The following is a 22,928-nucleotide window of genomic DNA, read 5'->3' on the forward strand; positions in this document are numbered from 1 at the left end:
GCGCCAATGATAGTGCTGCAACCAGTGTGAAAGTAGGTTATCGTCAGGCTCCCCAATGCTACCCCTCTCTGTGAAAACAGTGAGGGGTTTTGCTTTTGTGATTCAGAAATGATTCTCCGATCTCCCGGGGCGATCATCAAAACCTATTCCCAAATCATTTCCTAAATTAATCTATTAGTTAATTCATCAATCACATTGATTTACGTTCCTGCCTGAATCCGATGCGCGAAACAGTGCTTAGATCTTCTCTGGGGCTTATTGCTATTGATCTCGGATGAGTCAAAAATTTTAATGACTTTTTATTTCATTTAGTCCGAGCAATATAGTTATTTCCACGGGTAAGCAATTTCAAACACGGATAAATATTAAAATATTAAATGCAGCTATTCTGAATTAAATTGAGGGACATCTGATCACTATTTTCTCGAAAATAGATCCCTATAAGCATCAATTTTCCCATTTAAGACTTATTTAATCTTAATAATTTAAAAAATATCTTTAAGAATAAGTTGCATAAAAAATATAGACATAGATATAATAAAATATAAATTTCATATTTATTTGTATTTTATTTAACTTTTTCGAGTAACCAGATGATTAATGGTGTGGCACATAAAATGATTACATTACGCATATTTGTCGGCGGGTTTTTGTCGCTCTTGTTAAGTGGCTGTTTTCTTGCAAATGACGCCACTAACGCTATCGTAAATGACCCAGGTTCAGTTAACTTTAACACCGTCTGTATCATTTCTAATTGTACAAATTCTAATGCTGATGTTGTCAGTGATATTCGAACTAGCTACGTGGTAACTCAAAAAAATGGACAGGTAACCATCACAGCTTCGATCGGACAGACCGCCAATTTATTAACAGCGGTAGCAATTACTGGCGGGGATAGTTTGACAGCGACAGTTGATGGGCAAGCGGCCACATTTCAGTCGACACCTGATACTGGGACACCTTATACAGCAATGGTGCCTGATGCTAGTTTGCAACCAGTCGTTGCGGTGAATTTCCTGCGTGGTACGTCCATGTACCCAAGCACAGTGACATTGCCGTCACCATTTGCGATGCTATCGCCGATGGGTACTGTTAACTTGGGGAAGAGCGCAAGAAAATTGCTGGTACAACTTAGCTTATCGCCGACAGCTAACGTCGGAGCAATCGTCAATATGCAATGTAATAGAGCCGATGGTACTAGCTTTAGCGGGCAAAATGCGGTTCCCGTTTCGCATGTTGCGAATACAAATAATAGTTTTGCCATTTATACGTCCGATCTTGATGCCACGTTGAATGCTGCGAGCCAGGCTCCAAATAACCAAGGGGTTTCAAATATATCTCCAGTCACAACATGTGGATTGAATATTGATTGGCAAACGAAAGTTTATGGCACAGTCAGTTCAGGGCTATACCGTTCGAGCTACATTGTTGGAATTCAATCGGTTCAGAATCAGGTGAGTTACGATTCTCGTCTCTAGTTTGAATTGAAGAAAGCCGCCAATACGACAAGTGGCTTTTTCATTTATCGCAATTGCAGATAAGTAGAAGCTATAGATCGAAGATGAATCTATTGATTTTTGATGTTCATTTGAAGATGGAATTGCCGCTCAAATTTCACTTGAAGAAAATAATTTAAAAACTAAATCAAAGTGAACGTCATCGGCACGTAATAAACACACCATATAGTGGTCGAATAGCTGACCGATTCACTATATGAACATACCTACATCCAACTATTCTGATTCAATACAACTCGCCACTCGCAGTGCTATTGAACGTGCAGAGGCAATTGTCGAGTTGGTGCGCAGATCAGGTTTTCAGCGTATAGAAAATTTGTCGCTGCACTTTAATGTTACTCCGCAAACGATACGGCGCGACGTGAATAGTTTGTGTGACTTGGGCATTTTACGTCGCCGGCATGGGGGCGTTGATGTTCCCAGCACCGGCGAAAATCTCGCCTACCCGATGCGCCAGGTTTTAAACATTGATGCTAAGCGAGCGATTGCCCGTCGGGTTGCGAAGGAAGTCCCTGAAGATGCCTCTTTGTTTTTTGGTATAGGTACAACGCCAGAGCAATGTGCACACGCATTGGTTGAACATACGCATCTGCGCGTCATGACTAACAATATTAATGTGGCTGTCGCCTTATCACCTAATCCTCAGTGCGAAATTACTCTTGCTGGTGGTCGTATCCGCAATCTCGATCAAGATATGGTCTCCAGTGAAGCTCACAATTTTTTTGGCCGTTTTTCCGTCGATATAGGTATTTACGGTGTCGCTGGCGTCGCTGAAGATGGCACATTATTGGACTTCAGCAGTGACGAAGTCCATATGCGGACTGAATTGAGTACACACTGTCGTCAGCGATTCTTAGTTCTTGATCACAGTAAGTTTGGACGCAGTGCGACTGTCCGTGGTGGCCACATTACGGATGCGACAGCCGTCTTTACCGACAAACCGATTTCCAGTGAACTGGAAAATCAATTGCACCAGGCTGGTGTTCGCTTAATTATTTGTTCCGACCCCGTTTTACCCCGTAACTTCAGGAGAAGTGGTTTATGAAATTATTCAAGATGAAGCATGTTGTCGCCTCGTTTGCTTTGGGCTTGATCGCATTGAGTGGCAGTGTACAGGCGCAAAACCGCGCAATTTGCTATAACTGTCCGCCAGAATGGGCAGATTGGGGTACCCAATTAAAAACGATACAAACGCGTTTGGGCATACAAATACCACCTGATAATAAGAATTCTGGCCAATCCATTACTGCAATGATTGCGGAAAAAGCAAATCCCGTTGCTGACGTTGTTTATCTCGGTGGTATTGCTTCTGATCAGGCGCGTGAAGCCGGGATCATCACGCCATATAAACCAAAAAACTGGGACAAAATTCCCGCCGATTTAAAAGATCCACAAGGTAACTGGTTCACCATTCACTCAGGCACTTTGGGTTTATTCATTAACAAAGCCGCCTTAGGTAAAAAGCCTGTTCCACAAAGCTGGTCGGATCTGCTTAAGCCAGAATACAAGGGTCTCGTCGGTTACCTTGATCCAACTTCTGCGTCTGTTGGTCAAGTAGGTGTGATGGCAGTCAATCTCGCATTGGGCGGCACTTATGAAAACATCACCCCAGGTATTAATTTCTTTAAGGCGTTGGTCAAAAATCAGGCCATCGTTCCTAAGCAAACTTCTTATTCTCGCGTAATTAGCGGCGAAATTCCTATTCTGATTGATTACGATTTCAATGCGTATCGCGGTCAATATACCGATAAAGCACCAGTCGTATTCGTGATTCCGAAAGAAGGCACCGTAGTTTTCCCTTACGTCATGGCATTGGTAAAAAATAGTCCTAACCAGGAAAACGGTAAAAAAGTATTAGACTTTGTATTGTCTGACGAAAGCCAGCAAATGTGGGGCAATGCGTATTTGCGTCCGGTATTTGCGGATAAGTTGTCAGCCGCAGCTAAGGCAAAATTTTTGCCTGACAGTGAATATGAACGTGCAAAACCTGTTGATTTGAAGAAGCTGGCAGCAGCACAAAATATGATCATTGAACGTTATAAGAACGAAGCGAAATAAGGAAGTATTCGGATCATATCAATGCTCCAAAGCGCCTTATGTTGGCGTTTTGGAGCATGAACTGCAACGCTATAGATGAAGTGATCACCAACTGTTCCTTCATGTCGTGCCCCCTGTTCTTTACATTCATCGCAAATGCCTACTGAAACCCGTCGCCTGACATTATTATTACTTCCGACAGGAATATTCTTTTCCGCGTTCTTTTTGCTACCGATGGCCAAGCTATTTATGATTGGTGGTGGTGGGGTCAAAGGCTGGTCAGCATATACCGCCATTCTGACTGACAACAATTATCTGAATTCTTTATTGGCGACATTAGGAGTTGGCCTTGCTACCACGATCGTTACGCTCATCATCAGCGGGATTAGTGGTGTCTTTTTGCAACGTCATAAATTCCCAGGTAATGCCTTGTTAGTGAGTTTGCTGACGTTACCTTTAGCGTTTCCTGGTGTCGTAATTGGCTTCATGGTCATCATGCTGGCCGGGCGTCAGGGCATTATCGGCGATCTGAGTGAAGCTCTGGGTCACGATCATTTAGTATTTGCTTACTCTTTATCTGGTTTGTTCATGGGCTATGTTTATTTCTCGGTGCCACGTACGATTTTGACCGTCATGGCGGCCGCTGAAAAACTTGATCCACGTTTAGAAGAGGCAGCTCGCTCACTAGGCGCATCACCATGGCGCGTTTTGGTTGACGTAATTATTCCGGGGCTGAAGCCTGCGATGATTTCTGCCGGTGCCATTTGCTTTGCGACCGCCGTTGGTGCGTTTGGTACGGCATTTACTTTGGCCTCAAGTATCGATGTTTTGCCGATGGTGATCTATACCGAATTTACAATGTCTGCCAATTTTGCGATGGCGTCTGCACTGAGCTTTGTATTGGGCGTAGTCACGTGGATAGTCCTCGCATTGGCACGTAGCGCCAGTAGCGCAACAGTCGCTGCTGCGGCATAAGGCATACAAGGAAAAAGTGATGACAAGAAATAGAGTTTTATTCGTTTTGCAGTTGCTATTTACGCTGTTGGTTTGCGTATTTTTGATCGTGCCAGTTGGCATGTCTATGCTGGCGGGCGTCACTACAAATTATCAGGTAGGACTGGAAAGTGGTCTGACTTTGCGTTGGGTGATGGAAGTCTGGGATGGTTATCGCGATACTTTATTCGCCTCACTGGGCCTATCGGTTGTGTGTTTGATCGTCACCTTGATTCTCGGTATTCCGACTGCCTATGTATTAGTGCGTACACAAAATCGCCTGAGTCGAATTATCGAAGAATTGCTGGTCTTGCCGATTGCGATTCCTGGTCTGGCAACCGCATTGGCATTGATTGTCACCTTTGGTGGTGTGCCTGGTTTTCGGACTTCCTGGTTATTTATTCTGGTTGGTCACGTTTTGTTCACCTTGCCATTTATGGTGCGTTCCGTACTTGCTGTGATGCATGCTACCGACTTAAAAACCTTGGAAGAGGGCGCTGCTTCGTTGGGAGCAAACTTTGCACAGCGCTTTGTCGATATCGTGTTGCCTAACTGCCGTGCTGGCATCCTTGCTGGTTCTCTAATGGTCGTCACCTTATCCGTTGGTGAATTTAATATGACCTGGTTGTTGCATACGCCACTGACCAAAACTTTACCGGTTGGTCTGGCGGATGCTTATGCCTCTTTACGTTTTGAAATCGGTAGTGCCTACACCTTGATTTTCTTTTTACTGATTACTCCTTTGTTATTGGCGATACAGGCTATCGGCAAAGCACGTGTTGTGCGCTTTGTACCTGAAGAACTCGCGACAGAAAGCAAATAATGGAAACGCAATCTTCTCTCTCTATTTCGCTGCAACAATGCAGTAAAACGTTTGCCGATGGTACTCGAGCACTGGAGCCGATTAATCTCGACATTCATGCTGGCGAAACCCTGGTATTACTCGGCCCATCGGGCTGCGGCAAAACCACGACGTTGCGTATGATCGCAGGTCAGGAACAGCCAGATCACGGTGGTAAAGTATTGTTTGACGGCGTCGATGTTACTGCATTGCCGATAGAAAAAAGAAACGTTGGCATGGTGTTCCAATCATATGCCTTATTCCCGAATATGACTGTTGCCGAAAACATTGGTTATGGTTTAAAAATCCGCAAAATGCCATCAGCAGAAAGCAAGGCGCGTGTCGCTGAAATGCTGGCGATGATGCAAATTGAACGTCTGGCAGATCGCCGTATTACGCAATTGTCGGGTGGTCAGTGTCAGCGCGTCGCACTGGCGCGGGCGATTGCGGTACGGCCGCGTGCCTTATTGCTGGATGAACCCTTAACGGCACTGGATGCCAAACTACGTGATAGTCTGCGTCTCGAAATCAACGGCTTATTACGTCAGTTAAAAATCACCTCGGTCTATGTCACACATGACCAGACTGAAGCAATGGCTTTGGGTGATCGCATCGTCGTCATGGAGCATGGCCGCATTGCGCAAATCGGTACACCGCGTGAAATTTATCAGCAACCTGCGAATACCTTTGTTGCGGATTTCATTGGCATCATGAATCGTTTAAATGGCAAGATCCGTGACGGAATATTTTCTTGTAAAGCAGGGCAGTTGGCATGGCAGCAGCCAGATACAGCCGAGCACTCGATTTTGTTCCGCCCTGAAGACATTAAAATCGCCGAAGCGCATGAGAATACTAGCTTACGCGGTACCGTCAACACAGCTGTGTTCATGGGCGACCGTACGCGTATTCTGGTCGACGTCGGCGAGCCGCAACCACTGGTGATTGATAGTCATAGCCGCTATGATTTCAAGGCTGGCGATATGGTCGGATTGCACATTGATACGCGTGGCATTATCGCCTTATAGGAGCCTCTATGTTAATCGCACAAATCAGCGACACCCACATCAAAATGCCTGGAAAGGTGGCGTATAACATCGTCGATACCGCTCAAATGCTACGTGACTGCGTTGCCCACATCATGCAGTTAAAAATTCAACCAGATCTTATTTTACTGACAGGGGATCTGGTTGATCTGGGGCGTGATGAAGAATACGACTATCTACGTAGCATACTTGCCCCGATCAGGCAGCGTATCATCGTTATTCCCGGTAACCACGACGAACGTGATGCAATGCGTCGTGCTTTTAAAGATGCGAGCTATTTGCCAGCGAGCGGATTTTTACATTTTGCGATCAATGATGAATATCCGTTTCGACTTATTGGACTCGATACTCTGATCCCTTTCTCCGGCGGAGGCGAATTGTGCCAGGAAAGGCTTGCGTGGTTAGACCAGACTTTACAACAACAGCCTGATGTACCTACCCTGATCATGATGCACCATCCGCCATTTTTAACCGGTATTGGTCACATGGATGATATCGGTTTAAAAGGCCGTGAAGAATTCGCTGAAATTATGTCTCGCCACCCACAGGTTCGCGCGATTTTATTCGGTCACTTGCATCGCACTATTCACGCTCAGGTTGGTGGTCGTCCGGCGATGACAAGTCCCAGTCCCGCGCATCAGATTGAGTTAGACATTAACCCTTCAGCCCCAAGTTACTTCTGCATGGAACCACCAGGATATTTGCTGCACTGGTGGAACGACGGACATTTAATCAGCCACACCGCGCTGATAGGAAATTACCCGGGACCATTTCCATTTTTTGGAGATGATGGAAAATTGATTGATTGAACCACCACCCGGGCTTGCAATCCGGGTTTTTTATTTTTGTATCGCTTTTTATTTACATGGGGCGCTATTATTCAACACCATCGAAATATAAAAAGGCATCTGCTTTCTTATTCGAGACATTTATCAAAGCAAAGAAGGTAATACAGATAGATTGTCTATCCCCAAGAAACGCACTAATATCAGTGTCCATGTCAAGAAATGAAGGGATGGTCAGCTCTTACCGTTCTGATGACAATCTAGATACTTCAACACTAAGTTAACTTGGCTGCTATGCCAATGGATAATCGAATCATGTCAAACGAATTGATAGTCCAGGATATAACACCGATTGAAAACACTTCACAAGATGTTGCACTCAACTATCTTGCGTAATTCCTGGTTAATAAAAAATTCAAAAATCAAAATTCAAAATTCAGATTTCAGGAGACCAACATCATGCGCGAAGCCGTCATCGTTTCAACAGCCCGTACCCCGCTCACGAAAGCACATCGAGGTGAATTCAATATTACGTCAGGTCCGGCACTCGCCGCGTTTGCCGTCGGTGCAGCAGTACAGCGCGCAGGGATTGATCCTGCGTTGATCGAAGATGCGATTATTGGTTGTGGCTACCCTGAAGGTACAACCGGTCGTAACATCGCACGTCAAACCATCATCCGCGCTGGACTGCCGATCAGCATTGCGGGCACGACGATCAATCGCTTTTGTGCGTCTGGCTTGCAAGCCATTGCCGTGGCCGCTGGCCGCATCGTGGTCGACGGTGTGCCCGCAATGATCGCCGGCGGCGTCGAAAGCATTTCTCAAATACGTACCCGTGAAGACGGCGCTTCCAGCCTTGATTCGTGGATAATGGAACACAAACCAGATCTGTATTTATCCATGATAGAAACCGCAGATATTGTCGCCGCACGTTACGGCATCAGCCGCGAAGCGCAAGATATTTTTTCCGAACAAAGCCAGCGCAAAACTGCTGAAGCCCAAGCGGCTGGACGCTACCGTGACGAGATCGTCGCCTGCAGTACTGTTATGGCAGTCACCGATAAGGCCACTGGCACCGTATCGCAACGCGCTGTGACGGTGGATGCGGATACATGCAATCGTCTCGACACCAATTTAGCGGGGCTGGCAAGACTTGCGCCGGTGCGCGGTGCCGAGCACTTCATTACGGCGGGAAACTCTTCTCAGTTATCAGATGGTGCGTCAGCCTGCGTGTTAATGGAAGCCAAAGAAGCGAGTCGTGCCAACCTTACGCCATTGGGCGCGTTTCGTGGCATGGTCGTCGCTGGTTGTGAGCCCGATGAAATGGGTATCGGGCCTGTTTTTGCAGTTCCAAAATTACTCGCTCGCCATGGCTTAAAAATGGATGACATCGGTTTGTGGGAACTCAACGAAGCGTTTGCGTCTCAGAGTATTTATTGTCAACAGCGTCTGGACATTCCAGATGAACGTCTGAATGTGAATGGCGGCGCGATCTCCATTGGTCATCCATTTGGCATGACGGGGGCACGTCTGGCTGGTCATGTACTGATCGAAGGTCGTCGGCGGGGTATTAAATATGCGGTCGTTACGATGTGTATTGCGGGTGGTATGGGTGCCGCCGGCTTGTTTGAAATTTATTGAGGTAAGACCAGAAGGATTTGAATTTTACCGCTGGGGAAGAAAATTTCCACCAGGAAGTGTGTGCGTTTTTGCGTGAAAATCTGTCCTCAAAATTGGCTGACAAAGTCGGTCAAGGTGAGCACTTATCCAAGACAGGCTTGGAACAATTGTATGTTTCAACGTAAATTTAAACCGCAGCAAAGGGGGGGCAATTTACGAAATGTGACTTTGGTAATGAATGTCACTTGTCTCAAAGCGGTGGGTTACGCGAGAGGCGATCGAGAGGGGAGATTGATATGTTATTGAGGATTTGTGCGTTCTTGTTGATTGTTCGGTGATTGGTGGCGAAATTTACGGAATGACTGAAGTCGGGTTTCAGCCTCAGTGAAATAAGCTGGATTGATAATAAAAAAAGCCCGCAATTGCGAGCTTTTTCTTGCTGTGATTTTGTTGACATTCTGGTGTCAAAGCGACCAGAAATAACCACGATTAATGATTATTTTAAAATCGTAAATTTTTGATTTTAAATTATATTCTGGTGGAGTCGGCGGGAATCGAACCCGCGTCCAGAAGCACTCTACAGACAGTTCTACATACTTAGTGCTGCCATTTGATTTAATCTTGACGACGCGGACGCACACGCTGCGGCAAGACGAGTTACCTATTATTTAATCCTGAGCCAAGTAACCCGACTCAAGACGATTCCATATGAATGTCCTTACTGCTGTTGCCAGCCCACCCTATGGACGAGGTAGTGTAAGGTTAGCCGGTATTAAGCGGCTAATGCGTACGAGTTATCGTTTGCAGTTATAAATTTCAGATTGTATTTACGAGGTAGTCTGGCCTCGGTATGCCCTGCGCTGCTTTGCAACCCCTGTCGAAACCTGGTCGACCCCTAAGCCTTGCTAGTATACCTCAAAATCGGGGGTGAAGGACAGGGTATTCAATAGCTGCGTTACGCTAAATGTTTGCTACGTAAGATTTCCAGCAATTCTAATGGACTATGAAGCACCAGGTCAGCATTCCAATGAGTAGGTTCAGTCGCACCACAATAGCCCCATGCTGCGGCAATGCTATACATGCCAGCCGCTTTGGCAGCTTGAATATCGCGCAAATCATCGCCAACGTACCAGCAATGTTCTGCCGCTATTGCCAGCTGTTTTGCCGCTTCGAATAATGGTGCAGGATGTGGTTTGGCGTGCGGCGTGGTATCACCAGAGATGATGCAACGGGCTTGTTTTAAGTCGAGCAAGGGCACCAGTGCATCGGTAAAGCGCATGGCTTTGTTGGTGACGATGCCCCACGGTAATTGCAAGGCATCAAGTCCGTTGAGTAGATGTGGTACGTCGTCAAAAAGTGTGCTTTGATCAGCAATTGCTGATGCGTAATGATTTAAAAATTCAATACGCATCGCTTCGTATTCCGGATCTTCCGGTCTGATATTAAAACCAGCGCCGATCAGGCCGCGCGCGCCGGCGGACGCATAAGGGCGCAAATGTTCATAAGGTGTGGGAGGTAAATCCCGGTTGCGGCGCATGACGTTGATCGCGGCTGCCAGGTCTGGAGCGGTATCGGCGAGGGTGCCGTCAAGATCAAATAAAATGGCTTTTGGAATTTGCATGGTATGTGATTGAAATCAAAAGAAGGGGATCAAATATTGAATCTGATCCCCTCCGGAATACGTTGGCGCTGCCCTGTGCTTTATATTAAGCTGGCTTTGTACAAGCAATCATGTAATTAACACTCGTGTCGTTATTAAGTGAATACATTTTTGTCAGCGGGTTGTAGCTCAGGCCTCTCATTGCATGTAATTCCAGGCCGGCATTGCGTACATCCTGAGTCAGTTCTGCTGGAGTAATAAATTTGGCATAGTCATGCGTGCCTTTTGGTAGCAATTGCAGCACATATTCAGCACCGATGATCGCAAACAGATACGATTTGACGTTGCGATTCAAGGTTGAAAAGAAAACGTGCCCACCCGGTTTGACCATTCTGGTGCAGGCGCGAATAATCGATGCGGGGTCTGGAACGTGTTCTAACATTTCCATGCAAGTGACCACATCAAATTGACCTGCTTCCATTTCTGCCATTTCTTCGGCGGGAATTTTTTTATAGCGCACTGATACGCCAGATTCCAGGCTATGCAAATCCGCAACCTTTAAGGCTTTGTCAGATAAGTCGATGCCAGTGACCGTGGCCCCTTTTTTTGCCATGGACTCCGCCAGGATGCCGCCACCACAACCGACGTCGATGACATTTTTACCTGCCAGCGGAATGCGCTGATTAATCCATTCCAGGCGTAGAGGGTTGATTTCATGGAGTGGACGGAATTCTGAGGTTGGGTCCCACCAGCGATGGGCAAGTTCACTGAATTTTTGAATTTCTGCTGGGTCGGCATTGATGGTAGACATGATGTAATCGCTGAGGCACGCGAGGTGCGAATGGCAAAGAACGTATTGTAGGCGATTCAGAGACTTATCGCATTAGCCGACAACAATTCATGAAAGATTGAGTTGTTATGTTATTTGCTATGGTGTTGATGTTGGATGGAAGAAGGGGAGACGCGAAGAGAAAAAATGCAGTAAAAAATAAAAAACCCCGCGAAGCGGGGTTTTTCAATAAATAAACCGGAGTTTAATTATTTAGTTACTGTGTGAGTACCAACAACTTCGATCTCTACACGACGGTTTTTAGCACGGCCTTCTGCTGTTTTGTTGTCAGCAACTGGTTGTTTTTTGCCTTTGCCTTCAGTGTAAACACGGTTAGCTTCGATACCTTTAGTTACCAAGTAAGCTTTAACTGCTTCAGCACGACGAACAGACAATTTTTGATTGTATGCGTCTGTACCAACGGAGTCAGTGTGACCAACAGCAACTACTACTTCCAGGTTGATTTCTTTCAACTTAGCAGCCATGTCGTCCAGTTGTTTTTTGCCTTCTGGTTTCAATACAGCTTTGTCGAAGTCAAACAATGCGCTAGCAGCGAAAGTAACTTTTTCGGAAGTTGGAACTGGAGCTGGTTTTGGTGCTGGTGCTGGTACAACTACTGGTGCAGGAGCTGGTGCAGGTGCAGGAGCAGCTTCTTTTACCAATGGTGCATCGCAACCTGGAACCGCATCAGCTGGTGTCCAGTAGCCAGTGCGCCAGCACAGACCAAATGGATCCATAGCAACTACACCGCGGCCGTCTTGAACGTATGCGCTGTTAGGTGTGCTTGCTTTGATGTCTTGTTGTTGTGCGAATGCAGAAAAAGAAGCCACTGCGGACGCTGCGATAACGAGCTTAACTAAAATTTTCATATTTCTCCTCTCGGGTGAGATTGAATTACCGCAGATAAACTGCGCAAAATGCTGCATAAAACCGGATGATACCATGTGCTTGATGACAATACTATTTCTTCAAGCAGACTTTTACCATTCGTCGCCATTTTGCCATAGATGCGTAAGTCATTGGCATTCTTGTTAATTCGGAAAACTGAGAAAGAGGCAAATATGTCGTGTATTGGCAACGAAATATAAGGAGTTTGATGAAATTAGACCAATTTTAAGCGGATTTTCATTGGTATTGTTGAATTGTAAATCTTTGTTTTTAGCTCAAATTAGTACTGGTAAGTGTGCTTTTTTTGTCGTTTAAAGATCAAAATTTAAGGATAAAAGGCTATTTTTTTGTTGAAAAAGCGGGTTTTATTCGCCCCTAGATTGAAAATTTTGGCCCTTTTTTGGTGTTTGAATGTTGCAACGCAGCAGTTTATTCAAAATTGTCTGGGTATTTTTTGAGACTTTTTAATATGCGCACATCATTGAACCCACTCAGCGTCGCAGATCTGTGCATAAATGCTATTTATGCCGCTTTAGGTGCGTGAGGCATGTTAGAATCAAGAGTTAAACGCTATGTAAATTGATGGATCTTGTGCAATCGTCCTTAACTCAGGTTCTGGATGCATATTATTTTTGTACGCGAAGTCGGGCGGTTATCGTTGATAAAAACGCGTACAGATTTTGAGCAAGCTTACATCACTAGAATCGCATCACGAGATTTACATCAGTATATATAGCGTCGTCAATTAACCAAGCTCTAATTTGCCGGCCTGCCAATGGATCAATTCGCAAAAGAAACACTCCCGATTTCCCTTGAAGAAGAAATGCGCAAGAGTTACCTCGATTACGCCATGAGCGTGATCGTTGGTCGAGCCTTGCCGGACGTGCGTGATGGCTTAAAGCCAGTGCATCGTCGCGTATTGTTCGCGATGCATGAAATGAACAACGTCTATAACCGTCCTTTCGTGAAATGTGCACGTGTGGTCGGTGAAGTCATGGGTAAGTATCACCCGCATGGCGACGCTTCTATTTACGACACTTTGGTACGTATGGCGCAGGATTTCTCTTTGCGTTATACCCTCGTTGATGGTCAGGGTAACTTCGGTTCCGTCGACGGCGATAACGCCGCGGCGATGCGTTATACCGAATGTCGTCTCGATAAAATCGCCAATGAAATTCTGGCCGATATCGAAAAAGAAACCGTCGATTTTGTACCTAACTACGATGGTAAAGAAAAAGAACCATCCGTATTGCCGACCCGTATTCCTAACTTGCTGATCAACGGCGCTTCCGGGATCGCGGTGGGTATGGCGACGAATATTCCGCCACATAATATTACTGAAGTCATTAACGGTGCGTTGCACGTGCTGCGCAATGCAGATTGCACAATTGATGAGCTGATCGAAATTATCCCGGCGCCAGATTTCCCGACCGCCGGTATTATTTATGGCGTTTCTGGCGTACGCGATGGTTATCGCACTGGCCGTGGCCGCGTTGTGATGCGCGCTAAGACGCATTTTGAAGAATTCGGCAAAGATAATCGCACTGCACTGATCGTCGATGAGCTGCCATATCAGGTCAATAAGAAATCTTTGCTCGAACGTATCGCTGAATTAGTGCGCGACAAAAAGCTCGAAGGTATTTCTGATATTCGCGATGAATCAGATAAATCCGGTATGCGCGTTGTGATCGAATTAAAGCGCGGCGAAGTGCCCGACGTCGTTCTCAATAACCTGTACAAACAAACGCAATTGCAAGATACGTTTGGTATGAACATGGTGGCGCTGGTCAATGGTCAGCCAAAATTGCTGAATTTAAAGCAAATGCTGGAATGCTTCTTGTCGCATCGCCGTGAGGTTGTGACACGCCGTACCGTATTTGAATTACGTAAAGCCCGCGAGCGCGGTCATGTGCTCGAAGGTCTGGCTGTTGCTCTGGCAAATATCGATGATTTCATCGCGATCATTAAAGCGGCGCCAACACCGCCAATCGCGAAACAAGAATTGATGACCCGCGCCTGGGATAGCTCCATGGTACGTGAAATGTTGACACGTACTGCGGCTGACAATCCAGGTGGTATCGCTGCTTTCCGCCCAGAGAATCTTCCGGCGCATTATGGTATTCAAAATGACGGTTTATACAAACTGTCGGATGATCAGGCGCAAGAAATTCTGCAAATGCGTTTGCAACGTTTGACTGGTCTGGAACAAGACAAGATTGTCAACGAATACAAAGATGTGATGGCTGAAATCGCTGATTTGCTCGATATTTTGTCTAAGCCAGAGCGCGTGACAACCATCATCACTGATGAATTGACATTAGCGAAAAACGAATATGGCGAAGGCAATAAAGATGTTCGCCGTTCAGAAATCACGCATAACGCTACTGATCTGGAAACTGAAGATTTAATTACGCCGCAAGATATGGTCGTGACCTTGTCACACACCGGCTACATGAAATCGCAACCGCTGTCTGAATACCGCGCGCAAAAACGCGGTGGTCGCGGGAAGCAAGCGACAGCGACCAAAGATGATGACTGGATCGAACAATTATTCGTCGCCAATACCCATGACTACATCCTGTGCTTCAGTAACCGTGGTCGCTTGTACTGGTTGAAAGTCTGGGAAGTGCCACAAGGTTCTCGCACTTCACGTGGTAAGCCTATTGTGAATATGTTCCCGCTGCAAGATGGTGAAAAAATCACAGTTATTCTGCCGTTGTCAGGCGATAACCGCAGTTTCCCTGAAGACCACTATGTCTTCATGGCGACCAGCCTCGGTACTGTGAAGAAAACACCGCTGACGGATTTCAGTAACCCACGTAAAGCCGGCATTATTGCGGTCGATTTGGATGAAGGCGATTTCCTGATCGGTGCTGCTCTGACCGATGGTAAACACGATGTGATGTTGTTCTCCGACGCTGGTAAAGCAGTGCGCTTTGATGAAAACGATGTGCGTCCTATGGGCCGAACCGCACGTGGTGTGCGCGGTATGAATCTGGATGAGTCACAACAAGTGATCGCTTTGCTGGTGGCTGAAAATGAGCAGCAATCAGTCTTGACAGCGACGGAAAATGGCTTCGGCAAACGTACACCGATCACGGAATACACACGTCACGGTCGTGGTACCAAAGGGATGATCGCAATCCAGACGTCTGAGCGTAACGGTAAAGTCGTCGCTGCAACCCTGGTTGAAGCAACTGATGAAATCATGCTGATTACAACGGGTGGTGTGTTGATCCGTACCCGCGTTTCTGAAATTCGCGAAATGGGTCGTGCAACACAGGGCGTGACACTGATCGCCGTTGAAGACGGCACGAAGTTGTCTGGCTTGCAGCGTATCGTTGAAACGGATGCAGACCCAGAGGCGATTGATTCTGCCGATGTTGGGGAGGTTGATGCAAGCGCTTCGGATGCCAGTCCAGATGCTGATGTAGCGGAGTAATTGAATGACGGTCATCTACAATTTTTCAGCCGGTCCGGCGGTCTTGCCTAAAGAGGTTTTGCAGCAAGCCGCTGCCGAGATGTTAGATTGGCATGGCAGTGGTATGTCTGTCATGGAGATGAGTCACAGGGGCGCGGAATTCATGTCTATCATGGATGCCGCGCAACAAGATTTGCGTGATTTGCTGGCGATCCCGGCAAATTACAAAATCCTGTTTTTACAGGGTGGTGGTTTAGGTGAGAACGCGATTGTTCCCATGAACTTAATGGGGTTGCGTCCGGATGCGACAATCGACTTTGTGCATACTGGCTCCTGGAGTGGCAAGTCCATCAAAGAGGCACAGAAATACGGTAAAGTGAATATTGCTGCTTCCTCTGCTGAGACCGGTTTCACCACAGTGCCCACGCGCGAAAGCTGGAAGCTGACGCCAAATGCAGCCTACGTGCATCTGTGTACCAATGAAACGATTGATGGCGTTGAGTACCATTTCGTGCCCGATGTGGCGGCTGATACTAACGGCGCACCTATCGTTGCAGATATGTCTTCACATATTTTGTCGCGTGAAATCGATGTGAGTCGCTATGGCGTCATCTTTGGCGGTGCGCAAAAGAATATTGGTCCCGCTGGTTTAACCATTGCCATCGTGCGTGAAGATTTATTAGGTCATGCCTTGCCATGCTGCCCTTCAGCATTCGATTGGAAAATCGTTGCCGACAATGGATCCATGTACAACACCCCGCCAACCTACGCGATTTATATTGCAGGTTTGGTATTCCAATGGCTGAAACGTCAGGGCGGCGTCGCAGCGATGGAGCAAAAAAATATCGCCAAAGCGACCTTGCTTTACGATTATCTGGACTCGACGGATTTTTACGAAAATCGTGTTGAGAAGGCCTATCGCTCCCGCATGAACGTACCGTTTTATCTGAAAGATGAAACCTTGAATGCCAGCTTCCTTGCAGCAGCCAAAGAGCGTGGATTGCTGCAGTTAAAAGGGCATAAATCGGTCGGTGGTATGCGTGCTTCGATCTATAACGCAATGCCATTTGAAGGCGTGCAGGCTTTAGTTCATTTTATGCAGGAATTTGCGCAAGCTTCCCACAAGTAGACTTGCGGTAATATGGCTTGTTGTCGCATCAGCGACGAAAAGAATTAAATAAGCAATCAAATCAGCGATCAAAAAAATCCTGAGATGTAAACACTTGATCGGTAGCGCTTTCTGAGCATGGTATCCGCCATCACCTGGAAACCGTAGTGCTGCCGGACCGGACCACAAGTCTGGTATAAGTACACGAAATATCACGCAGCTCGCCGCGAGTGCGAGCTGCCTACACAACGATCAAACACGGTTTTTAGGTACAGCATGAGCGATAATAAATTACTCCCTTTACGCCAAAAAATAGATGCCATCGATGCGCAGATTTTAGATCTGTTAAATCAACGCGCACGGGTTGCCGAAGAAGTCGGTCACGTCAAAGCAGAAACTAATGCACCAGTGTTTCGGCCTGAGCGCGAAGCGCAGGTGTTGCGCAGCGTAGCAGAGCGCAATCCTGGCCCTTTATTGAGTGACGATATTCAACTGATTTTCCGTGAAATTATGTCGGCCTGCCGTGCGCTGGAACGTCGCGTTGTTGTGGCGTTTTTAGGACCAGTCGGCACGTTTAGCGAGCAAGCAGTTTATAAGCAATTTGGACACGCAATTCAGGCTTTGCCTTGCGTTTCGATCGACGAAGTGTTTCGCGCAACCGAAGCCGGTACGGCAGATTTTGGTGTCGTGCCAATTGAGAATTCTTCTGAAGGTGCGATTAACCGCACCCTCGACTTGTTGTTGCAAACTAGCCTGATCATTAGTGGCGAATTGGCGATTCCAGTCCAACATAGTTTGATGAGTAAATCCGGCAATATGGAAGGTGTGAGCCGTATCTGCGCCCATTCTCAGGCTCTGGCGCAATGTCAGGCATGGTTAAATCAACACTATCCGCACATTGAACGACATGCGGTTGCCTCCAATGCAGAAGCAGCGCGCATGGCGAGTGGTGATTTCACCGTTGCGGCGATTGCCAGCGAGATCGCAGGTCAGCAATACAATCTCGGCATCGTCAGTGCGCATATTCAGGATGACCCGCATAATCGCACTCGTTTTGCGGTCGTCGGGCGTTTGCAAACCACGCCAAGTGGCAAGGATCAAACCTCGATCGTTTTAGCAACGCCCAACAAGGCGGGTGCCGTGTATAACTTGCTGGCGCCGTTATCTAAGCATGGCGTCTCAATGACGCGTTTTGAGTCGCGTCCGGCACGGACGGGCAATTGGGAATATTACTTCTACGTTGACGTAGAAGGGCATGTGCAGGACACCAAGGTGGCAGCAGCCATGGCAGATTTGAATGACAAGGCGGCCTTCTTTAAGGTCCTAGGTTCTTACCCTTGTACTTTGTGAGCGAACGATGCAAACAGTGTTTAATCGTATCGCCATTTTCGGTGTTGGTTTAATCGGTGGTTCATTTGCCTTAGCTTTAAAAAAATCAGGATCGGTCAAGCAAATCGTAGGCGTTGGTCGTAGTCGTACATCGCTGGAAACAGCGCAGCAGTTGGGTATCATTGATCAGATTGCTGACTCGGTCGAAGACGCTGTGACCGGCAGTGATTTAATTCTGATTGCAGCACCTGTCGCGCAAACTGAAAGCATCTTGCGTGCGATCGTGCCATTTTTGAATGCGAAAACCGTCGTCACTGATGCAGGAAGTACCAAAGCAGATGTGGTGCTCGCGGCACGTGCAGCTTTGGGTAACAAAATCGCACAATTTGTTCCTGCGCATCCTATTGCAGGGCGTGAGTTGAATGGTCCGGAAGCAGCATTGACTGATTTGTACGTTGGTAAAAAAGTCGTGATTACGCGTTTGCCAGAAAACACCGATGAAGACGTGGCGGCTGTTGCCTGGGCATGGCAGCAATGTGGCGCGATCATTCATCAACTTAATCCGGCGCAGCACGACGCTGTATTTGCGGCGGTCAGTCATTTGCCACACTTGCTGGCGTATGCCTTGGTGGATGATGTGGCACGTAAGCCGCATGCAGATACCTTGTTCCAGTATGCGGCCAGTGGTTTTCGGGACTTTACGCGGATCGCTGGTTCTTCGCCGGAAATGTGGCGCGACATTACGCTCGCCAACCGCGTGGCAATGCTGGAAGAGTTGGATTCTTACACCGCACGTTTAGCGATACTGCGCGAACATCTGATGCAGGCGGATGGTGCTGCAATTGAAGACATTTATAGCAATGCGCAAAAGGCGCGGCATAATTGGATTAGCGCGATTGAAGCAGCCGAAAAACAGCAGCGAGAAGGTGGCGATTAATTGCCGCGGCGATTAATTTATCCAAAGATAAAACCCAAATAAAAGATCAAACGAGAATGACTCAACACAGCAAACATTATCCGCATTACATCGATTTGCAACCTGTGATGCAAGTTCAGGGAACAGTGCGCCTGCCGGGTTCTAAAAGTATTTCTAATCGTACATTGCTGTTGGCCGCCTTATCTGAAGGTGTGACCGAAATTAAAGACTTGCTGTCCTCTGATGACACGATGGTGATGCTCAATGCCTTGCAAAAATTGGGTGTGCATTGGGAACGTGAAGGCGAAACACAGAACTACATCGTGCATGGTGCCAATGGTAATTTCCCACACCATAACGCGGATCTGTTTATGGGTAATGCGGGTACCGCGATACGTCCTCTGGTTGCCGCACTGGCAGTGCTCGGTGGCGATTACACGGTGCATGGGGTTGCGCGCATGCATGAGCGCCCGATCGGCGATCTGGTCGAAGCTTTAAATCACGCTGGTGCGCAAATCGATTACACCGGCAATCCTGGTTATCCGCCCTTGCACATACGCCGCGGGCATATCCACGCTCAGCGTTTGCAAGTCAAGGGTAATGTATCCAGCCAGTTTTTAACGGCCTTGCTGATGGCGGCACCGCTCATGGCGAAAGCGCATGATGTTGTGATTGAAGTCGTTGGTGAATTGATTTCTAAGCCGTATATAGAAATTACGCTTAATCTCATGCAACGATTTGGTGTCGAAGTGCAAAGCGACGGCTGGCAAGAGTTCACCATTAAGCAAGGACAACATTACAAATCACCTAGCGTGGTGCATGTCGAAGGCGATGCGTCATCAGCTTCGTATTTTCTGGCAGCGGGCGCTATTGCAGGTGGTCCGGTGCGAGTTGAGGGGGTAGGGCGTGACAGTATTCAAGGTGACGTTCGCTTTGCCGAAGCATTGGAGCAAATGGGCGCGACCATTACCCGTGGCGATAACTGGATAGAAGTGCGATCGAATGGCATATTGCAATCGATTGATATGGATTTCAATCATATTCCTGATGCCGCAATGACGATTGCGATTGCTGCTTTGTATGCCAATGGCACCACCACTTTACGTAATATTGCGAGCTGGCGCGTCAAAGAAACTGATCGCTTATCAGCCATGGCAACAGAACTGCGCAAGCTAGGTGCGATAGTGGAAGAGGGGGCTGATTACATGAAAGTCACCCCGCCAGCGCAAATCTTGCCAGCAACGATCGATACTTACGACGATCATCGTATGGCAATGTGTTTTTCCCTCGCAAGTTTGGATGGTAAAGCCAGACGCGGTGCAGTGATGCGTATTAATGATCCGCAATGTGTTGCCAAGACCTTTCCGGATTATTTTGAAGCATTTGCTAAAATTAACCATACAGAGCTTTTTTGATACTCCCCCCTTGTATTAAAAATACCTCTTGTGCTTGTAGTGACAATTGAATGAATTTTACGGATACTCCCCTTATGAGCTCACTTAGCCCGGTAATTACGATCGATGGCCCAACCGCTTCCGGAAAAGGAACAGTCGCGCACCGCGTTGCGAAACATCTGGGCTATCACTACCTCGATTCAGGTGCCTTGTATCGTCTGACCGCGTTAATGGCCCAAAACAAAGGCGTGGCGCTGGATGATGAGCCTGCAATCGCTGCGTTGGCTCGTGCCTTACCTTGTCGTTTTGATCATGGCCACGTTTTGCTCGAAGATATGGATGTTACAGACGAAGTGCGTGCCGAAGCGATTGGAGTCGTAGCCTCCAAAATTGCTGTGCTGCAAGAGGTGCGCAAAGCATTGGTAGATTTGCAAGTATCTTTCAGAAATACACCTGGTCTGGTAGCAGACGGGCGCGATATGGGTACCGTCATATTTCCGGATGCCCAACTAAAAATTTTCTTAACAGCAAGTGCTGAGGCGCGCGCAAGTCGTCGATATAAGCAATTGATTGAAAAGGGAATTTCTGCTAATATGGAAAACTTGGTAAAAGATTTGATTGAACGTGACGCAAGGGATAGTGCCCGAACCGCAGCGCCGCTCAAGCCTTCGCCAGATGCAATTATTCTCGATACGTCAGAAATTACCGCTGAACAAGCGGTGCAAAACGTGTTGGAATGGTTTGCAAAAACACAAAAATCTGCGTAATTTTTTAAAGATCCTTGTGTTGTACGTCCCCTTTGACGAGGCAAGCTTGTTAAAGGGTTGTTTAACCTAACCCGGTAAATAGTGCCATTGTGCTATTCCGGCTAACTCGTAAATATTATGTCTACTGTATTCATGTCCCAAGATTTCGCAACCGGTGCAGACAGCTTCGCAGCTTTGTTCGAAGAGTCCCTGTCACGTCAGGATATGCGTTCCGGTGAAGTGATTTCTGCTGAAGTCGTTCGTATCGACCACAACTTCGTGATCGTGAACGCAGGCTTGAAGTCTGAAGCCTTCATCCCTGTTGAAGAATTCAAAAACGACCAGGGCGACCTGGAAGTTAATATCGGCGATTTCGTTTCCGTAGCGATTGACTCGCTGGAAAACGGTTTCGGCGACACAATTTTGTCCCGTGACAAAGCTAAACGTCTGGCTTCCTGGCTCGCGCTGGAAAAAGCGCTGGAGTCTGGCGAGATCGTTACTGGTACAGTTAATGGTAAAGTTAAAGGTGGTTTGACTGTTCTGACGAACGGCATCCGCGCTTTCTTGCCAGGTTCTTTGGTTGATACACGCCCAGTTAAGGATACAACTCCTTACGAAGGCAAAACCATGGAATTCAAAGTTATCAAGCTTGACCGCAAACGTAACAACGTTGTTCTGTCCCGCCGCGCTGTTGTTGAAGCGTCCATGGGCGAAGAGCGTCAAAAACTGATGGAAACCCTGAAAGAAGGCACAGTGGTTACTGGTGTTGTTAAAAACATCACCGACTACGGCGCGTTCGTTGATCTGGGCGGCATCGATGGTTTGTTGCACATCACCGACTTGGCATGGCGTCGTGTACGTCACCCTTCCGAGGTGTTGACAGTTGGTCAAGAAATCACTGCAAAAGTATTGAAATTCGACCAAGAGAAAAACCGTGTTTCCCTGGGCGTAAAACAATTGGGCGACGATCCATGGACAGGTTTGTCACGTCGTTACCCAGCGAACACACGTTTGTTCGGTAAAGTAACTAACCTGACCGACTACGGCGCGTTCGTTGAAGTAGAACAAGGTATCGAAGGTCTGGTACACGTTTCCGAAATGGATTGGACAAACAAAAACGTTGCACCAAACAAAGTAGTTCAATTGGGCGATGAAGTTGAAGTCATGGTTCTGGAAATCGACGAAGAACGTCGTCGTATCAGCCTCGGCATGAAACAATGTAAAGCTAATCCTTGGGATGATTTCGCGATCAATCACAAGAAAGGCGACAAAGTTCGTGGCGCAATCAAATCTATCACTGACTTCGGCGTGTTCATCGGCTTGTCCGGCAACATCGACGGTCTGGTACATTTGTCTGACTTGTCCTGGAACGAAGCTGGCGAAGAAGCAGTTCGCAAGTTCAAGAAAGGTGACGAGCTGGAAGCCATCGTTCTGGCAATCGACGTTGAACGTGAGCGCGTTTCCCTGGGCGTTAAGCAATTGGAAGGTGACCCATTCAACAACTACTGCGCAATGAACGACAAAGGTGTGATCGTTGTTGGTACAGTGAAATCTGTTGAAGCTAAAGGTGCGGTAATCCAATTGGCAGACGACGTTGAAGGCTACCTGCGTGCATCAGAAATCTCCCGCGACCGCGTGGAAGATGCTGGTACACACCTGAAAGTTGGCGACAGCGTTGAAGCTTTGGTTCTGAACATCGACCGTAAAGCACGTGGTATCCAGTTGTCTATCAAAGCAAAAGATAGCGCTGAAACACAAGAAGCAATGCAAAAAATGTCGACAACAGTTGATGCTAACGCAGCTTCTGGTACGACAAGCCTGGGCGCGTTGTTGAAAGCTAAGCTCGACAACAAAAACTAAG

Annotated in this window: 18 protein-coding genes and 1 other RNA gene; 15 read left to right on the forward strand and 4 right to left on the reverse strand. The window is 47.2% G+C overall.

Annotated elements, in window-relative coordinates; all coding sequences use genetic code 11:
• Positions 1–803: 803 nt before the first annotated feature.
• The 8 genes from ACO0KY_RS17165 to ACO0KY_RS17200 all read left to right on the forward strand — a co-directional run bounded on the left by ACO0KY_RS17165 (position 804) and on the right by ACO0KY_RS17200 (position 8,857).
• Positions 804–1,478, forward strand: coding sequence for a hypothetical protein (locus ACO0KY_RS17165; RefSeq protein ID WP_423048080.1), 675 nt, complete (start codon positions 804–806; stop codon positions 1,476–1,478).
• Positions 1,479–1,713: 235 nt separating this feature from the next.
• Complete coding sequence (locus ACO0KY_RS17170; RefSeq protein ID WP_423048082.1) at positions 1,714–2,562, forward strand: DeoR/GlpR family DNA-binding transcription regulator; 849 nt, start codon at positions 1,714–1,716, stop codon at positions 2,560–2,562.
• A complete protein-coding gene (locus ACO0KY_RS17175) occupies positions 2,559–3,575 on the forward strand; it encodes an ABC transporter substrate-binding protein (protein WP_423048084.1) in 1,017 nt (338 codons plus the stop codon). The genes ACO0KY_RS17170 and ACO0KY_RS17175 overlap by 4 nt, the downstream gene beginning before the upstream one ends.
• 135 nt (positions 3,576–3,710) lie before the next feature.
• Positions 3,711–4,529 (forward strand): ABC transporter permease, encoded by an 819-nt coding sequence (locus ACO0KY_RS17180; protein ID WP_423048086.1) that lies wholly within the window; start codon positions 3,711–3,713, stop codon positions 4,527–4,529.
• A 19-nt stretch (positions 4,530–4,548) separates the two neighbouring features.
• Positions 4,549–5,370 carry an ABC transporter permease gene (locus tag ACO0KY_RS17185; RefSeq protein WP_423048087.1) on the forward strand — a complete coding sequence of 274 codons (822 nt, stop codon included), beginning with the start codon at positions 4,549–4,551 and terminating at the stop codon, positions 5,368–5,370.
• Positions 5,370–6,413 (forward strand): ABC transporter ATP-binding protein, encoded by a 1,044-nt coding sequence (locus ACO0KY_RS17190; protein WP_423048089.1) that lies wholly within the window; start codon positions 5,370–5,372, stop codon positions 6,411–6,413. Before ACO0KY_RS17185 ends, ACO0KY_RS17190 begins: the two co-directional genes overlap by 1 nt.
• Before the next feature lie 8 nt (positions 6,414–6,421).
• Positions 6,422–7,240: a phosphodiesterase gene (locus ACO0KY_RS17195; protein ID WP_423048091.1), complete on the forward strand. Its 819-nt coding sequence runs from the start codon at positions 6,422–6,424 to the stop codon at positions 7,238–7,240.
• A gap of 435 nt (positions 7,241–7,675) precedes the next feature.
• Positions 7,676–8,857, forward strand: a complete 1,182-nt coding sequence (locus ACO0KY_RS17200; RefSeq protein ID WP_423048093.1) for an acetyl-CoA C-acyltransferase — start codon at positions 7,676–7,678, stop codon at positions 8,855–8,857.
• A gap of 515 nt (positions 8,858–9,372) precedes the next feature.
• Here ACO0KY_RS17200 and ssrA read toward each other — a convergent pair.
• From ssrA to ompA, 4 genes are all read right to left on the reverse strand, one after another.
• Positions 9,373–9,732, reverse strand: a transfer-messenger RNA (tmRNA) gene (gene ssrA / locus ACO0KY_RS17205).
• A 59-nt stretch (positions 9,733–9,791) separates the two neighbouring features.
• Positions 9,792–10,457, reverse strand: a complete 666-nt coding sequence (locus tag ACO0KY_RS17210) for an HAD family hydrolase (RefSeq protein WP_423048095.1) — start codon at positions 10,455–10,457, stop codon at positions 9,792–9,794.
• 85 nt (positions 10,458–10,542) lie between these two features.
• Complete coding sequence (gene ubiG, locus ACO0KY_RS17215) at positions 10,543–11,247, reverse strand: bifunctional 2-polyprenyl-6-hydroxyphenol methylase/3-demethylubiquinol 3-O-methyltransferase UbiG (protein WP_423048097.1); 705 nt, start codon at positions 11,245–11,247, stop codon at positions 10,543–10,545.
• 227 nt (positions 11,248–11,474) lie between these two features.
• The gene (gene ompA / locus ACO0KY_RS17220) at positions 11,475–12,134 is read right to left on the reverse strand and encodes an outer membrane protein OmpA (protein ID WP_186912844.1); all 660 of its coding nucleotides are present in this window, start codon (positions 12,132–12,134) and stop codon (positions 11,475–11,477) included.
• Positions 12,135–12,928: 794 nt separating this feature from the next.
• On the opposite strand from ompA, the gene gyrA reads away from it, so the two are divergent.
• The 7 genes from gyrA (at position 12,929) to rpsA (ending at position 22,927) form a co-directional block, all read left to right on the forward strand.
• The gene (gyrA, locus tag ACO0KY_RS17225; protein WP_423048100.1) at positions 12,929–15,595 is read left to right on the forward strand and encodes a DNA gyrase subunit A; all 2,667 of its coding nucleotides are present in this window, start codon (positions 12,929–12,931) and stop codon (positions 15,593–15,595) included.
• Between the two features lie 4 nt (positions 15,596–15,599).
• Positions 15,600–16,703, forward strand: coding sequence for a 3-phosphoserine/phosphohydroxythreonine transaminase (serC, locus tag ACO0KY_RS17230; RefSeq protein WP_423048102.1), 1,104 nt, complete (start codon positions 15,600–15,602; stop codon positions 16,701–16,703).
• A 255-nt stretch (positions 16,704–16,958) separates the two neighbouring features.
• Positions 16,959–18,032, forward strand: a complete 1,074-nt coding sequence (gene pheA, locus ACO0KY_RS17235; protein ID WP_422999513.1) for a prephenate dehydratase — start codon at positions 16,959–16,961, stop codon at positions 18,030–18,032.
• Positions 18,033–18,039: 7 nt separating this feature from the next.
• Complete coding sequence (locus ACO0KY_RS17240) at positions 18,040–18,948, forward strand: prephenate dehydrogenase (RefSeq protein ID WP_423048104.1); 909 nt, start codon at positions 18,040–18,042, stop codon at positions 18,946–18,948.
• 56 nt (positions 18,949–19,004) lie between these two features.
• Positions 19,005–20,342, forward strand: coding sequence for a 3-phosphoshikimate 1-carboxyvinyltransferase (aroA, locus tag ACO0KY_RS17245; protein WP_423048106.1), 1,338 nt, complete (start codon positions 19,005–19,007; stop codon positions 20,340–20,342).
• 74 nt (positions 20,343–20,416) lie between these two features.
• Entirely contained in the window at positions 20,417–21,088 is a 672-nt protein-coding gene (gene cmk, locus ACO0KY_RS17250) for a (d)CMP kinase (protein ID WP_423048108.1), read from the forward strand.
• 132 nt (positions 21,089–21,220) lie between these two features.
• Positions 21,221–22,927, forward strand: a complete 1,707-nt coding sequence (gene rpsA / locus ACO0KY_RS17255) for a 30S ribosomal protein S1 (protein WP_423048110.1) — start codon at positions 21,221–21,223, stop codon at positions 22,925–22,927.
• Position 22,928: the final 1 nt, after the last annotated feature.

The organism is Undibacterium sp. Dicai25W, assembly GCF_049340505.1.
Lineage (GTDB): Bacteria > Pseudomonadota > Gammaproteobacteria > Burkholderiales > Burkholderiaceae_D > Undibacterium > Undibacterium jejuense.